Origin of the sequence: Staphylococcus aureus (assembly GCF_001027105.1) — a bacterium.
In the GTDB taxonomy this organism is placed as follows: Bacteria; Bacillota; Bacilli; order Staphylococcales; family Staphylococcaceae; genus Staphylococcus; species Staphylococcus aureus.
Genome location: NZ_CP011526.1, coordinates 447,503 through 463,887 on the forward strand (window position 1 = coordinate 447,503; position 16,385 = coordinate 463,887).

Annotated in this window: 10 protein-coding genes, 1 tRNA gene, 3 rRNA genes and 1 other RNA gene; all 15 read left to right on the forward strand. The window is 39.6% G+C overall.

Going from position 1 to position 16,385, the window contains the following annotated elements; genetic code table 11:
• Window positions 1-5 precede the first annotated feature (5 nt).
• The 15 genes from AA076_RS02120 (at window position 6) to rrf (ending at window position 16,005) form a co-directional block, all read left to right on the forward strand.
• Entirely contained in the window at window positions 6-1,469 is a 1,464-nt protein-coding gene (locus AA076_RS02120) for a glutamate synthase subunit beta (protein WP_000503583.1), read from the forward strand.
• 268 nt (window positions 1,470-1,737) lie between these two features.
• Window positions 1,738-1,830: transfer RNA gene (locus tag AA076_RS02125), tRNA-Ser, on the forward strand.
• Window positions 1,831-2,300: 470 nt separating this feature from the next.
• Complete coding sequence (gene treP, locus AA076_RS02130; RefSeq protein ID WP_000279374.1) at window positions 2,301-3,728, forward strand: PTS system trehalose-specific EIIBC component; 1,428 nt, start codon at window positions 2,301-2,303, stop codon at window positions 3,726-3,728.
• Window positions 3,729-3,791: 63 nt separating this feature from the next.
• Entirely contained in the window at window positions 3,792-5,432 is a 1,641-nt protein-coding gene (gene treC, locus AA076_RS02135) for an alpha,alpha-phosphotrehalase (protein ID WP_000031506.1), read from the forward strand.
• 24 nt (window positions 5,433-5,456) lie between these two features.
• Window positions 5,457-6,185: a trehalose operon repressor gene (treR, locus tag AA076_RS02140; protein WP_001118675.1), complete on the forward strand. Its 729-nt coding sequence runs from the start codon at window positions 5,457-5,459 to the stop codon at window positions 6,183-6,185.
• 61 nt (window positions 6,186-6,246) lie between these two features.
• Window positions 6,247-6,516, forward strand: an RNA gene (gene ffs / locus AA076_RS14410) — signal recognition particle sRNA large type.
• Window positions 6,517-6,584: 68 nt separating this feature from the next.
• Window positions 6,585-6,686, forward strand: a complete 102-nt coding sequence (locus tag AA076_RS14415) for a hypothetical protein (RefSeq protein ID WP_001790661.1) — start codon at window positions 6,585-6,587, stop codon at window positions 6,684-6,686.
• 137 nt (window positions 6,687-6,823) lie between these two features.
• Window positions 6,824-7,348: a GNAT family N-acetyltransferase gene (locus tag AA076_RS02150; protein ID WP_001167828.1), complete on the forward strand. Its 525-nt coding sequence runs from the start codon at window positions 6,824-6,826 to the stop codon at window positions 7,346-7,348.
• 68 nt (window positions 7,349-7,416) lie between these two features.
• Window positions 7,417-9,114: a DNA polymerase III subunit gamma/tau gene (gene dnaX, locus AA076_RS02155; RefSeq protein WP_001109047.1), complete on the forward strand. Its 1,698-nt coding sequence runs from the start codon at window positions 7,417-7,419 to the stop codon at window positions 9,112-9,114.
• A gap of 89 nt (window positions 9,115-9,203) precedes the next feature.
• Window positions 9,204-9,521, forward strand: a complete 318-nt coding sequence (locus AA076_RS02160; RefSeq protein ID WP_001213992.1) for a YbaB/EbfC family nucleoid-associated protein — start codon at window positions 9,204-9,206, stop codon at window positions 9,519-9,521.
• Window positions 9,522-9,527: 6 nt separating this feature from the next.
• Complete coding sequence (gene recR, locus AA076_RS02165; RefSeq protein ID WP_000559156.1) at window positions 9,528-10,124, forward strand: recombination mediator RecR; 597 nt, start codon at window positions 9,528-9,530, stop codon at window positions 10,122-10,124.
• A gap of 204 nt (window positions 10,125-10,328) precedes the next feature.
• Complete coding sequence (locus AA076_RS14420; RefSeq protein ID WP_001791812.1) at window positions 10,329-10,427, forward strand: hypothetical protein; 99 nt, start codon at window positions 10,329-10,331, stop codon at window positions 10,425-10,427.
• Between the two features lie 550 nt (window positions 10,428-10,977).
• Window positions 10,978-12,529, forward strand: a 16S ribosomal RNA gene (locus AA076_RS02175).
• 366 nt (window positions 12,530-12,895) lie between these two features.
• A 23S ribosomal RNA gene (locus tag AA076_RS02180) occupies window positions 12,896-15,818 on the forward strand.
• A 72-nt stretch (window positions 15,819-15,890) separates the two neighbouring features.
• Window positions 15,891-16,005, forward strand: a 5S ribosomal RNA gene (gene rrf / locus AA076_RS02185).
• Together the 16S, 23S and 5S rRNA genes form the textbook arrangement of a ribosomal RNA operon.
• The last annotated feature ends 380 nt before the right edge of the window (window positions 16,006-16,385 follow it).

Here is a 16,385-nt window from a genome sequence, read left to right on the forward strand (position 1 = left end):
ATACGATGGGTGAATTTAAAGGATTTATGAAGTATGACAAACAGTACTTAGGTGAATTATCACTGGTAGACCGTTTGAAGCATCATAAAGCATATCAACAACGATTTACTAAAGAAGATGCCTCTATCCAAGGTGCACGATGTATGGATTGTGGAACGCCGTTTTGTCAAACCGGACAACAGTATGGTAGGGAAACAATAGGTTGTCCAATTGGAAACTACATTCCTGAATGGAACGACTTAGTGTATCATCAAGATTTTAAAACTGCTTATGAACGCTTAAGCGAAACAAATAACTTTCCTGACTTTACAGGGCGTGTATGTCCTGCACCATGCGAAAGTGCTTGTGTGATGAAGATTAATAGAGAATCGATTGCGATTAAAGGTATTGAACGCACAATTATTGATGAAGCTTTTGAAAATGGTTGGGTAGCGCCGAAAGTTCCGAGTCGCCGTAGAGATGAAAAAGTGGCAATCGTTGGAAGCGGTCCAGCAGGATTAGCTGCTGCTGAAGAACTTAATCTACTAGGATATCAAGTAACTATTTATGAACGTGCTAGAGAATCAGGCGGTTTATTAATGTATGGTATTCCGAATATGAAACTTGATAAAGATGTGGTTCGACGTCGTATTAAGTTAATGGAAGAAGCGGGCATTACTTTCATTAATGGTGTTGAAGTCGGCGTTGATATTGATAAAGCAACGTTAGAATCTGAGTATGATGCCATTATATTATGTACTGGTGCACAAAAAGGTAGAGATTTACCTTTAGAAGGACGCATGGGTGATGGTATACATTTCGCTATGGATTATTTAACTGAACAAACGCAGTTGTTAAATGGAGAAATTGATGATATAACAATAACTGCAAAAGATAAGAATGTCATTATCATTGGTGCTGGTGATACAGGGGCAGACTGTGTAGCGACAGCATTAAGAGAAAATTGTAAATCGATTGTTCAATTTAATAAATATACGAAATTGCCAGAAGCAATTACATTTACAGAAAATGCATCATGGCCTTTAGCAATGCCGGTGTTTAAAATGGACTATGCGCACCAAGAGTACGAAGCTAAGTTTGGTAAGGAACCACGTGCATATGGTGTTCAAACAATGCGTTACGATGTTGACGATAAAGGACACATACGTGGTTTGTATACTCAAATTTTAGAGCAAGGCGAAAATGGTATGGTCATGAAAGAAGGACCTGAAAGATTTTGGCCTGCTGACCTTGTATTATTATCAATCGGCTTCGAAGGTACAGAACCAACAGTACCGAATGCTTTTAACATTAAAACGGATAGAAATCGAATCGTGGCGGATGATACAAACTATCAAACTAATAATGAAAAGGTATTTGCTGCTGGAGATGCTAGACGTGGTCAAAGTTTAGTTGTATGGGCAATTAAAGAAGGTAGAGGCGTAGCGAAAGCAGTAGATCAGTATTTAGCTAGTAAAGTTTGTGTATAATCTTTGTATGGAAATGGTGGTTACGTTGACGTTGTGACATGCTGAATCGAGTTTGAAAAAATCTAGTATCTATCAACGTCACATGCCATCTTTGTAACCTAAAAACAAAGGTTTGTAAGACAACAAATAGATTAATTATAAGTAGTGATTTTTTACATTCGTTTATAGGTCAACTGTAGTGGAAGACAATGATTTGTGGTAATCATGTAATGCTTAAAAACAATATTGACTTTTACAGAACGTTCATATATGATAAATATTGTGTTTAGGAGGAATACCCAAGTCCGGCTGAAGGGATCGGTCTTGAAAACCGACAGGGGCTTAACGGCTCGCGGGGGTTCGAATCCCTCTTCCTCCGCCATCAATATTTATATTAAATTCTATATATAATGAAGGTAAGTGCTCAAATTTTGAGTATTTACCTTTTTTATTTGTCTTTGAATGGCTCGTAATTTTTGATAATAGAAATGATAAGGCATTGAGATTGGAAGGGCATTTGGCTTGTGCAATATACATAGCTAAATGTCTTTTTTGTTTTGTGAAATATGATGGATGGCTTGTGTGGACAAGTTTGCTATTTATAGATATGCATTTTTCAATTTAGGAGTTGGCCATGCATCTACACTTTATAATGGTGAGAGCGTGGTGAGGTATTGTTAATAACGCAATTGTAGCGAGGAGTTATTGCTACATATGTCGTTATGGCTCATTGATTTTCTGAAATGGCTACCCCAGATAATTGTGACAAAATAAAAATATTTTGTTGAAAGCCTTTACATAACTTGTCTAGACAAGTTATACTCGTTTTAAGACATTAAGGGAGTGAAATATATGGCTGTAAAAAGAGAAGATGTAAAAGCCATCGTAACCGCTATTGGGGGAAAAGAAAATCTTGAAGCTGCAACGCATTGTGTAACACGATTACGTTTAGTGCTGAAGGATGAAAGTAAAGTTGATAAAGACGCATTAAGTAATAACGCGTTGGTCAAGGGGCAGTTTAAAGCAGACCATCAATATCAAATTGTCATTGGTCCAGGAACAGTCGATGAAGTGTATAAGCAGTTTATTGATGAAACAGGTGCTCAAGAAGCTTCGAAAGATGAAGCGAAACAAGCAGCTGCACAAAAAGGGAATCCAGTACAACGTTTGATCAAATTGTTGGGGGATATTTTTATACCAATATTACCTGCGATTGTGACAGCTGGTTTGTTAATGGGAATCAATAATTTACTTACAATGAAAGGTTTATTTGGTCCAAAAGCACTTATTGAGATGTATCCACAAATTGCTGATATTTCAAACATCATTAATGTGATTGCGAGTACGGCATTTATTTTCTTACCAGCATTAATTGGTTGGAGTAGTATGCGTGTATTTGGTGGTAGTCCGATTCTAGGCATAGTCTTAGGTTTGATTTTAATGCATCCGCAATTAGTATCTCAGTATGATTTGGCAAAAGGGAATATTCCGACGTGGAACTTATTTGGCTTAGAGATTAAGCAGTTGAATTACCAAGGTCAAGTGTTGCCAGTTTTAATTGCAGCTTACGTTCTAGCTAAAATTGAAAAAGGATTAAATAAAGTCGTTCACGATTCGATAAAAATGTTGGTCGTTGGACCCGTAGCGCTTTTAGTTACTGGATTTTTAGCATTTATTATCATTGGACCAGTTGCGTTATTGATTGGTACAGGTATTACATCTGGTGTTACATTTATATTCCAACATGCAGGATGGCTTGGCGGAGCAATATATGGATTGTTATATGCACCACTTGTAATTACAGGACTACACCATATGTTTTTAGCAGTAGATTTCCAATTGATGGGTAGCAGCTTAGGCGGTACGTATTTATGGCCAATTGTTGCGATTTCCAATATTTGTCAGGGCTCTGCAGCATTTGGAGCATGGTTTGTCTATAAACGTCGTAAAATGGTTAAAGAAGAAGGCTTGGCATTAACATCTTGTATTTCTGGTATGTTAGGTGTTACTGAACCAGCCATGTTCGGTGTGAACTTACCTCTGAAATATCCATTTATCGCTGCGATATCAACGTCTTGTGTATTGGGGGCAATCGTTGGTATGAATAACGTACTTGGAAAAGTTGGTGTTGGTGGCGTGCCAGCATTCATTTCAATTCAAAAAGAATTTTGGCCAGTATATCTTATTGTGACAGCTATTGCTATTGTTGTACCATGTATACTAACAATTGTGATGTCTCATTTTAGTAAACAAAAAGCGAAAGAAATTGTTGAAGATTAATAAAATAAAAAAGGGGCGTTCGTTATTTGGACGTCCTTTATTACGTTATAAGGTGGTAATTGTGTGTCGAAAGAAATAGATTGGAGAAAATCCGTTGTATATCAAATTTATCCTAAGTCGTTTAATGATACGACGGGGAATGGTATAGGAGATATCAATGGAATTATAGAAAAATTGGATTATATCAAGTTATTGGGTGTTGATTATATTTGGTTAACACCAGTGTATGAATCACCGATGAATGATAATGGCTATGATATCAGCAATTATTTAGAAATCAATGAAGACTTTGGAACGATGGATGATTTTGAAAAGTTAATCAAAGTTGCGCATCAAAAAGACTTGAAAGTGATGTTAGATATTGTCATTAATCATACGTCGACGGAGCATGAATGGTTTAAAGAAGCCCGTAAATCTAAAGATAACCCTTATAGAGATTATTACTTTTTCAGATCATCTGAAGACGGGCCGCCAACAAATTGGCATTCTAAATTCGGTGGTAATGCATGGAAGTATGATTCTGAGACAGATGAATATTATTTACATTTATTTGATGTCAGTCAAGCTGATTTAAATTGGGATAATCCGGAAGTACGTCAATCGTTATATCGCATAGTCAATCATTGGATAGACTTCGGCGTTGATGGTTTTCGATTTGATGTCATTAACTTAATTTCTAAAGGTGAATTTAAGGACTCTGACAAAATAGGTAAAGAATTTTATACGGATGGTCCTAGAGTGCATGAGTTTCTGCATGAATTAAATCGTCAAACGTTTGGTAACACTGACATGATGACTATAGGAGAAATGTCTTCGACGACGATTGAAAATTGTATTAAGTATACACAACCAGAACGCCAAGAATTGAATAGTGTTTTTAATTTTCATCATCTAAAGGTTGATTATGTTGATGGTGAAAAGTGGACAAATGCGAAGCTTGATTTTCATAAGTTAAAGGAAATTCTGATGCAATGGCAACGAGGTATTTATGACGGTGGCGGATGGAACGCGATTTTCTGGTGTAATCATGATCAGCCACGGGTAGTGTCTAGATTTGGTGATGATACGTCGGAAGAGATGAGGATACAAAGTGCTAAAATGTTAGCTATCGCACTGCATATGTTGCAAGGGACGCCATATATTTACCAAGGTGAAGAAATTGGTATGACGGACCCACATTTTACATCAATAGCACAATATCGTGATGTTGAATCGATTAATGCCTACCATCAGTTGTTAAGTGAAGGGCATGCTGAAGCGGATGTGTTAGCGATTTTAGGACAGAAGTCACGAGACAATTCGAGAACGCCTATGCAATGGAGTGATGATGTTAATGCTGGATTTACAGCTGGTAAGCCTTGGATTGATATTTCGGAAAATTATCATCAGGTCAACGTTAGACAAGCACTTCAGAATAAAGAGTCTATTTTCTATACGTATCAAAAATTAATACAATTAAGACATACGCATGATATTATTACGTATGGAGACATTGTGCCACGTTTTATGGATCATGATCATTTATTTGTTTATGAACGTCATTATAAGAATCAACAATGGCTAGTAATTGCGAATTTCTCAGCATCGGCTGTTGATTTGCCAGAAGGATTGGCTAGAGAAGGTTGTGTTGTGATTCAAACAGGCACAGTGGAAAATAATACGATAAGCGGGTTTGGTGCAATTGTAATCGAAACAAACGCGTAAAATAAATTGAGTGGATGCGTTTATATGGCGAAACAAAAAAAGTTTATGAAGATTTATGAGGCGTTGAAAGAAGATATATTAAACGGGCAGATTCAATATGGTGAACAAATTCCGTCTGAACATGATTTGGTGCAATTGTACCAGTCATCTCGAGAGACCGTGCGTAAGGCATTAGATTTGTTGGCATTAGACGGCATGATTCAAAAGATTCATGGTAAAGGGTCACTTGTCATTTATCAGGAGGTTACAGAGTTTCCATTTTCTGAACTTGTTAGTTTTAAAGAAATGCAAGAAGAAATGGGCGTCGCATATTTAACTGAAGTTGTTGTGAATGAGGTTGTTGAAGCGCATGAAGTTCCAGAAGTTCAACATGCTTTAAACATCAATTCTAGTGAATCACTCATTCATATTGTTAGAACTCGTCGGCTTAACCAACATGTGAAGATTGTTGATGAAGATTATTTTCTAAAGTCGATTGTTTCAGATATAGGTAATGATGTTGCGAGTGATTCTATTTATGATTATTTGGAAAAGGTATTAAATCTTAATATTAGTTATTCAAGTAAGTCTATTACTTTTGAACCGTTTGATGAACAAGCATATCAATTGTTTGGTGATGTATCGGTGGCTTATTCAGCAACAGTTCGAAGTATTGTGTATTTAGAAAATACAATGCCGTTTCAATATAATATTTCAAAACATCTTGCAAATGAATTTAAATTTAATGACTTCTCAAGACGTCGTATAAAGTAAACAATGATATAAATGATTTATACTTGCAATTAACTATTAAAATATAGTAATATATATCTTGCCGTGCTAGGTGGGGAGGTAGCGGTTCCCTGTACTCGAAATCCGCTTTATGCGAGGCTTAATTCCTTTGTTGAGGCCGTATTTTTGCGAAGTCTGCCCAAAGCACGTAGTGTTTGAAGATTTCGGTCCTATGCAATATGAACCCATGAACCATGTCAGGTCCTGACGGAAGCAGCATTAAGTGGATCATCATATGTGCCGTAGGGTAGCCGAGATTTAGCTAACGACTTTGGTTACGTTCGTGAATTACGTTCGATGCTTAGGTGCACGGTTTTTTATTTTTTAAATATTAAACCGATTATTAAGAGTTGAAAATATATAATTATAGAAGCTACTTTCTTGAAGACAATTCAGCGTATTATACGTGGAACATGTTTGTGGGAAGTAGCTTTTTTATATGTGAAGTTTGATTCAAGTGAACTCGATGTGCAGTTTGAATGATTTTTGTGTCAATGAAAAGTAAGAAGTTATAATTTGATGATAAAGAAATGATGGTGAAATGAGGGGGAGTATCTTACAATAGAATTATTAATGAGATACGTTATGATTATTGACAATCAAATGCCTACGGAGGACATATGCAAATATATTTAAGTACTTTAACAGAGTTAGATTATGATAAATCTTTAAATAGTATTGAAGAAAGTTTTGATGATAATCCTGAAACGAGTTGGCAAGCACGTGCGAAAGTAAAACATTTAAGAAAATCTCCTTGCTATAATTTTGAATTAGAAGTAATAGCGAAAAATGAAAATAACGATGTCGTTGGACACGTTTTATTAATTGAAGTAGAAATTAATAGTGATGATAAGACGTATTATGGTTTGGCGATTGCCTCTTTATCAGTTCATCCTGAATTACGTGGACAAAAATTAGGTCGTGGCTTGGTTCAAGCAGTAGAAGAGCGTGCCAAAGCACAAGAGTATAGTACGGTTGTTGTAGACCATTGTTTTGACTACTTTGAAAAGTTGGGTTATCAAAATGCTGCTGAGCATGACATTAAATTAGAATCTGGTGATGCACCGTTACTTGTAAAATATTTATGGGATAATTTGACGGATGCACCACACGGAATCGTAAAATTTCCAGAACATTTTTATTAATTGTTCAATTAAGAAGTAAAGGTATTATCATGCTATAATGAGAGGTAATTGTTTATGGAGGTGCTAACTTGAATTATCAAGCCTTATATCGTATGTACAGACCCCAAAGTTTCGAGGATGTCGTCGGACAAGAACATGTCACGAAGACATTGCGCAATGCGATTTCGAAAGAAAAACAGTCGCATGCTTATATTTTTAGTGGTCCGAGAGGTACGGGGAAAACGAGTATTGCCAAAGTGTTTGCTAAAGCAATCAACTGTCTAAATAGCACTGATGGAGAACCTTGTAATGAATGTCATATTTGTAAAGGCATTACGCAGGGGACTAATTCAGATGTGATAGAAATTGATGCTGCTAGTAATAATGGCGTTGATGAAATAAGAAATATTAGAGACAAAGTTAAATATGCACCAAGTGAATCGAAATATAAAGTTTATATTATAGATGAGGTGCACATGCTAACAACAGGTGCTTTTAATGCCCTTTTAAAGACGTTAGAAGAACCTCCAGCACACGCTATTTTTATATTGGCAACGACAGAACCACATAAAATCCCTCCAACAATCATTTCTAGGGCACAACGTTTTGATTTTAAAGCAATTAGCCTAGATCAAATTGTTGAACGTTTAAAATTTGTAGCAGATGCACAACAAATTGAATGTGAAGATGAAGCCTTGGCATTTATCGCTAAAGCGTCTGAAGGGGGTATGCGTGATGCATTAAGTATTATGGATCAGGCTATTGCATTTGGTGATGGTACGTTAACATTGCAAGATGCGTTGAATGTCACAGGTAGCGTACATGATGAAGCGTTGGATCACTTGTTTGATGATATTGTACAAGGTGACGTACAAGCATCTTTTAAAAAATACCATCAGTTTATAACAGAAGGTAAAGAAGTGAATCGCCTAATAAATGATATGATTTATTTTGTCAGAGATACGATTATGAATAAAACATCTGAGAAAGATACTGAGTATCGAGCACTGATGAACTTAGAATTAGATATGTTATATCAAATGATTGATCTTATTAATGATACATTAGTGTCGATTCGTTTTAGTGTGAATCAAAACGTTCATTTTGAAGTGTTGTTAGTAAAATTAGCTGAGCAGATTAAGGGTCAACCACAAGTGATTGCGAATGTAGCTGAACCAGCACAAATTGCTTCATCGCCAAACACAGATGTATTGTTGCAACGTATGGAACAGTTAGAGCAAGAACTAAAAACACTAAAAGCACAAGGAGTGAGTGTCGCTCCTGTTCAAAAATCTTCGAAAAAGCCTGCGAGAGGCATACAAAAATCTAAAAATGCATTTTCAATGCAACAAATTGCAAAAGTGCTAGATAAAGCGAATAAGGCAGATATCAAATTGTTGAAAGATCATTGGCAAGAAGTGATTGATCATGCCAAAAATAATGATAAAAAATCACTCGTTAGTTTATTGCAAAATTCGGAACCTGTGGCGGCAAGTGAAGATCACGTACTTGTGAAATTTGAGGAAGAGATCCATTGTGAAATCGTCAATAAAGACGACGAGAAACGTAGTAGTATAGAAAGTGTTGTATGTAATATCGTTAATAAAAACGTTAAAGTTGTTGGTGTACCATCAGATCAATGGCAAAGAGTTCGAACGGAATATTTACAAAATCGTAAAAACGAAGGCGATGATATGCCAAAGCAACAAGCACAACAAACAGATATTGCTCAAAAAGCAAAAGATCTTTTCGGTGAAGAAACTGTACATGTGATAGATGAAGAGTGATACATGACAAGCGATATAATCGTATGTATAATGAAAGAAACATCATTTTATTGATAAATATTTATTGATTTTCAAGGAGGAAATGGAATATGCGCGGTGGCGGAAACATGCAACAAATGATGAAACAAATGCAAAAAATGCAAAAGAAAATGGCTCAAGAACAAGAAAAACTTAAAGAAGAGCGTATTGTAGGAACAGCTGGCGGTGGCATGGTTGCAGTTACTGTAACTGGTCATAAAGAAGTTGTCGACGTTGAAATCAAAGAAGAAGCTGTAGACCCAGACGATATTGAAATGCTACAAGACTTAGTGTTAGCAGCTACTAATGAAGCGATGAATAAAGCTGATGAGCTTACTCAAGAACGTTTAGGTAAACATACTCAAGGCTTAAACATCCCTGGAATGTGATCATAGATGCATTATCCAGAACCTATATCAAAACTTATTGATAGCTTTATGAAATTGCCAGGCATTGGTCCAAAGACAGCCCAACGTCTGGCTTTTCATACCTTAGATATGAAAGAAGACGATGTTGTTCAGTTTGCCAAAGCATTAGTAGATGTTAAGAGAGAATTAACATATTGTAGCGTATGTGGTCACATTACTGAAAATGATCCATGTTATATTTGTGAAGATAAGCAAAGAGATCGTTCAGTTATTTGTGTTGTGGAAGATGACAAAGATGTCATAGCTATGGAAAAAATGAGAGAATACAAAGGTTTATATCACGTTTTACATGGGTCTATTTCGCCTATGGATGGCATTGGACCAGAAGATATTAATATTCCTTCATTGATTGAACGCTTGAAAAACGATGAAGTTAGCGAATTAATCTTAGCTATGAACCCGAACTTAGAGGGGGAATCTACAGCCATGTATATTTCTAGATTAGTTAAGCCTATAGGTATCAAAGTGACGAGATTAGCACAAGGGTTATCGGTAGGTGGCGATTTAGAGTATGCTGACGAAGTAACATTATCTAAAGCAATCGCAGGTAGAACAGAAATGTAATGTCTTCTATTAAACATTTTTGATTTTAATACTATAGTAAGAAAAGTCACAGTGTAATCATTGTGGCTTTTTTTATGGTGTGGTGTGATGTACTACTTTATTTGCGGTGTGGCGGTGGTATGGTTTACCTAGTTTTACTGAGGGATGGGTAATCTTTAGGAAGCAAGCCGTTGGTTGTGATTTGTTACTTCTAATAGTAATGATGTGAATTGGATTATCGAATTAGATCTATGGTTATGGTGTGTTGGTGCTATTAATTTGATAAATGCGGTTAATGACTATGCAAATGAAATTCTTTTGTAATTGAAATGATAGATGCTGGCTTAGTAAGTTGTACTTCTTTGGTCTAAAGCTTATTAAATCAGCCTGTATAGCGGTGTTTTGAGAGATTATTTAAAACTTGTAAATTTATTTTTAATTTCTGGTAAAAAAATAACGTTCTGTTTTGCGTTTTTTTTGATTGATATGGTTAGAGAAAAATCTGTTTCTTGTTCTAAAAAACGTACTATTTATAAGTGGGGATTTTTTAAGTTCGATTTTTAGGATAAGGGCGTTCAGTACAGATGACAAAGGTGTAATTTTTACTGTTGTTAAGCAGTTTGAAAGCCTGTATAGTATTTATTTGTTGAGGCAAACAAAACAACTCAACTTAAGAAATAACTTGAATTACTAACGAAAATTAATTTTAAAAAGTTATTGACTTAAATGTTAATAAAATGTATAATTAATTCTTGTCGGTAAGAAAAATGAACATTGAAAACTGAATGACAATATGTCAACGTTAATTCCAAAAAACGTAACTATAAGTTACAAACATTATTTAGTATTTATGAGCTAATCAAACATCATAATTTTTATGGAGAGTTTGATCCTGGCTCAGGATGAACGCTGGCGGCGTGCCTAATACATGCAAGTCGAGCGAACGGACGAGAAGCTTGCTTCTCTGATGTTAGCGGCGGACGGGTGAGTAACACGTGGATAACCTACCTATAAGACTGGGATAACTTCGGGAAACCGTAGCTAATACCGGATAATATTTTGAACCGCATGGTTCAAAAGTGAAAGACGGTCTTGCTGTCACTTATAGATGGATCCGCGCTGCATTAGCTAGTTGGTAAGGTAACGGCTTACCAAGGCAACGATGCATAGCCGACCTGAGAGGGTGATCGGCCACACTGGAACTGAGACACGGTCCAGACTCCTACGGGAGGCAGCAGTAGGGAATCTTCCGCAATGGGCGAAAGCCTGACGGAGCAACGCCGCGTGAGTGATGAAGGTCTTCGGATCGTAAAACTCTGTTATTAGGGAAGAACATATGTGTAAGTAACTGTGCACATCTTGACGGTACCTAATCAGAAAGCCACGGCTAACTACGTGCCAGCAGCCGCGGTAATACGTAGGTGGCAAGCGTTATCCGGAATTATTGGGCGTAAAGCGCGCGTAGGCGGTTTTTTAAGTCTGATGTGAAAGCCCACGGCTCAACCGTGGAGGGTCATTGGAAACTGGAAAACTTGAGTGCAGAAGAGGAAAGTGGAATTCCATGTGTAGCGGTGAAATGCGCAGAGATATGGAGGAACACCAGTGGCGAAGGCGACTTTCTGGTCTGTAACTGACGCTGATGTGCGAAAGCGTGGGGATCAAACAGGATTAGATACCCTGGTAGTCCACGCCGTAAACGATGAGTGCTAAGTGTTAGGGGGTTTCCGCCCCTTAGTGCTGCAGCTAACGCATTAAGCACTCCGCCTGGGGAGTACGACCGCAAGGTTGAAACTCAAAGGAATTGACGGGGACCCGCACAAGCGGTGGAGCATGTGGTTTAATTCGAAGCAACGCGAAGAACCTTACCAAATCTTGACATCCTTTGACAACTCTAGAGATAGAGCCTTCCCCTTCGGGGGACAAAGTGACAGGTGGTGCATGGTTGTCGTCAGCTCGTGTCGTGAGATGTTGGGTTAAGTCCCGCAACGAGCGCAACCCTTAAGCTTAGTTGCCATCATTAAGTTGGGCACTCTAAGTTGACTGCCGGTGACAAACCGGAGGAAGGTGGGGATGACGTCAAATCATCATGCCCCTTATGATTTGGGCTACACACGTGCTACAATGGACAATACAAAGGGCAGCGAAACCGCGAGGTCAAGCAAATCCCATAAAGTTGTTCTCAGTTCGGATTGTAGTCTGCAACTCGACTACATGAAGCTGGAATCGCTAGTAATCGTAGATCAGCATGCTACGGTGAATACGTTCCCGGGTCTTGTACACACCGCCCGTCACACCACGAGAGTTTGTAACACCCGAAGCCGGTGGAGTAACCTTTTAGGAGCTAGCCGTCGAAGGTGGGACAAATGATTGGGGTGAAGTCGTAACAAGGTAGCCGTATCGGAAGGTGCGGCTGGATCACCTCCTTTCTAAGGATATATTCGGAACATCTTCTTCAGAAGATGCGGAATAACGTGACATATTGTATTCAGTTTTGAATGTTTATTTAACATTCAAATATTTTTTGGTTAAAGTGATATTGCTTATGAAAATAAAGCAGTATGCGAGCGCTTGACTAAAAAGAAATTGTACATTGAAAACTAGATAAGTAAGTAAAATATAGATTTTACCAAGCAAAACCGAGTGAATAAAGAGTTTTAAATAAGCTTGAATTCATAAGAAATAATCGCTAGTGTTCGAAAGAACACTCACAAGATTAATAACGCGTTTAAATCTTTTTATAAAAGAACGTAACTTCATGTTAACGTTTGACTTATAAAAATGGTGGAAACATAGATTAAGTTATTAAGGGCGCACGGTGGATGCCTTGGCACTAGAAGCCGATGAAGGACGTTACTAACGACGATATGCTTTGGGGAGCTGTAAGTAAGCTTTGATCCAGAGATTTCCGAATGGGGAAACCCAGCATGAGTTATGTCATGTTATCGATATGTGAATACATAGCATATCAGAAGGCACACCCGGAGAACTGAAACATCTTAGTACCCGGAGGAAGAGAAAGAAAATTCGATTCCCTTAGTAGCGGCGAGCGAAATGGGAAGAGCCCAAACCAACAAGCTTGCTTGTTGGGGTTGTAGGACACTCTATACGGAGTTACAAAGGACGACATTAGACGAATCATCTGGAAAGATGAATCAAAGAAGGTAATAATCCTGTAGTCGAAAATGTTGTCTCTCTTGAGTGGATCCTGAGTACGACGGAGCACGTGAAATTCCGTCGGAATCTGGGAGGACCATCTCCTAAGGCTAAATACTCTCTAGTGACCGATAGTGAACCAGTACCGTGAGGGAAAGGTGAAAAGCACCCCGGAAGGGGAGTGAAATAGAACCTGAAACCGTGTGCTTACAAGTAGTCAGAGCCCGTTAATGGGTGATGGCGTGCCTTTTGTAGAATGAACCGGCGAGTTACGATTTGATGCAAGGTTAAGCAGTAAATGTGGAGCCGTAGCGAAAGCGAGTCTGAATAGGGCGTTTAGTATTTGGTCGTAGACCCGAAACCAGGTGATCTACCCTTGGTCAGGTTGAAGTTCAGGTAACACTGAATGGAGGACCGAACCGACTTACGTTGAAAAGTGAGCGGATGAACTGAGGGTAGCGGAGAAATTCCAATCGAACCTGGAGATAGCTGGTTCTCTCCGAAATAGCTTTAGGGCTAGCCTCAAGTGATGATTATTGGAGGTAGAGCACTGTTTGGACGAGGGGCCCCTCTCGGGTTACCGAATTCAGACAAACTCCGAATGCCAATTAATTTAACTTGGGAGTCAGAACATGGGTGATAAGGTCCGTGTTCGAAAGGGAAACAGCCCAGACCACCAGCTAAGGTCCCAAAATATATGTTAAGTGGAAAAGGATGTGGCGTTGCCCAGACAACTAGGATGTTGGCTTAGAAGCAGCCATCATTTAAAGAGTGCGTAATAGCTCACTAGTCGAGTGACACTGCGCCGAAAATGTACCGGGGCTAAACATATTACCGAAGCTGTGGATTGTCCTTTGGACAATGGTAGGAGAGCGTTCTAAGGGCGTTGAAGCATGATCGTAAGGACATGTGGAGCGCTTAGAAGTGAGAATGCCGGTGTGAGTAGCGAAAGACGGGTGAGAATCCCGTCCACCGATTGACTAAGGTTTCCAGAGGAAGGCTCGTCCGCTCTGGGTTAGTCGGGTCCTAAGCTGAGGCCGACAGGCGTAGGCGATGGATAACAGGTTGATATTCCTGTACCACCTATAATCGTTTTAATCGATGGGGGGACGCAGTAGGATAGGCGAAGCGTGCGATTGGATTGCACGTCTAAGCAGTAAGGCTGAGTATTAGGCAAATCCGGTACTCGTTAAGGCTGAGCTGTGATGGGGAGAAGACATTGTGTCTTCGAGTCGTTGATTTCACACTGCCGAGAAAAGCCTCTAGATAGAAAATAGGTGCCCGTACCGCAAACCGACACAGGTAGTCAAGATGAGAATTCTAAGGTGAGCGAGCGAACTCTCGTTAAGGAACTCGGCAAAATGACCCCGTAACTTCGGGAGAAGGGGTGCTCTTTAGGGTTAACGCCCAGAAGAGCCGCAGTGAATAGGCCCAAGCGACTGTTTATCAAAAACACAGGTCTCTGCTAAACCGTAAGGTGATGTATAGGGGCTGACGCCTGCCCGGTGCTGGAAGGTTAAGAGGAGTGGTTAGCTTCTGCGAAGCTACGAATCGAAGCCCCAGTAAACGGCGGCCGTAACTATAACGGTCCTAAGGTAGCGAAATTCCTTGTCGGGTAAGTTCCGACCCGCACGAAAGGCGTAACGATTTGGGCACTGTCTCAACGAGAGACTCGGTGAAATCATAGTACCTGTGAAGATGCAGGTTACCCGCGACAGGACGGAAAGACCCCGTGGAGCTTTACTGTAGCCTGATATTGAAATTCGGCACAGCTTGTACAGGATAGGTAGGAGCCTTTGAAACGTGAGCGCTAGCTTACGTGGAGGCGCTGGTGGGATACTACCCTAGCTGTGTTGGCTTTCTAACCCGCACCACTTATCGTGGTGGGAGACAGTGTCAGGCGGGCAGTTTGACTGGGGCGGTCGCCTCCTAAAAGGTAACGGAGGCGCTCAAAGGTTCCCTCAGAATGGTTGGAAATCATTCATAGAGTGTAAAGGCATAAGGGAGCTTGACTGCGAGACCTACAAGTCGAGCAGGGTCGAAAGACGGACTTAGTGATCCGGTGGTTCCGCATGGAAGGGCCATCGCTCAACGGATAAAAGCTACCCCGGGGATAACAGGCTTATCTCCCCCAAGAGTTCACATCGACGGGGAGGTTTGGCACCTCGATGTCGGCTCATCGCATCCTGGGGCTGTAGTCGGTCCCAAGGGTTGGGCTGTTCGCCCATTAAAGCGGTACGCGAGCTGGGTTCAGAACGTCGTGAGACAGTTCGGTCCCTATCCGTCGTGGGCGTAGGAAATTTGAGAGGAGCTGTCCTTAGTACGAGAGGACCGGGATGGACATACCTCTGGTGTACCAGTTGTCGTGCCAACGGCATAGCTGGGTAGCTATGTGTGGACGGGATAAGTGCTGAAAGCATCTAAGCATGAAGCCCCCCTCAAGATGAGATTTCCCAACTTCGGTTATAAGATCCCTCAAAGATGATGAGGTTAATAGGTTCGAGGTGGAAGCATGGTGACATGTGGAGCTGACGAATACTAATCGATCGAAGACTTAATCAAAATAAATGTTTTGCGAAGCAAAATCACTTTTACTTACTATCTAGTTTTGAATGTATAAATTACATTCATATGTCTGGTGACTATAGCAAGGAGGTCACACCTGTTCCCATGCCGAACACAGAAGTTAAGCTCCTTAGCGTCGATGGTAGTCGAACTTACGTTCCGCTAGAGTAGAACGTTGCCAGGCAAAAAATGGATGCGATGAGCCGCATTGAGACCGCAAGGTCTCTTTTTTTTATGTCTAAAACGTCAAAATAAAAAGCAAACACAAAGAAAAATGGCTTGGCGAAGTGAAAACGTTTGAATCTGACGAAACGAGAAAAGAGCGCAACGAGTTTAGTAGAGCTAAATGAGTAAGCGAGAGCCGAAGAAGAGGAAAGAAGCAAGCGATTGTCACAAGTCAAGAAAGGTTCTTAGCGTCGATGGTAGCCAACTTACGTTCCGCTAGAGTAGAACGTTGCCAGGCAAAAAATGGATGCGATGAGCCGCATTGAGACCGCAAGGTCTCTTTTTTTTATGTCTAAAACGTCAAAATAAAAAGTAAACACAAAGAAAAATGGCTTGGCG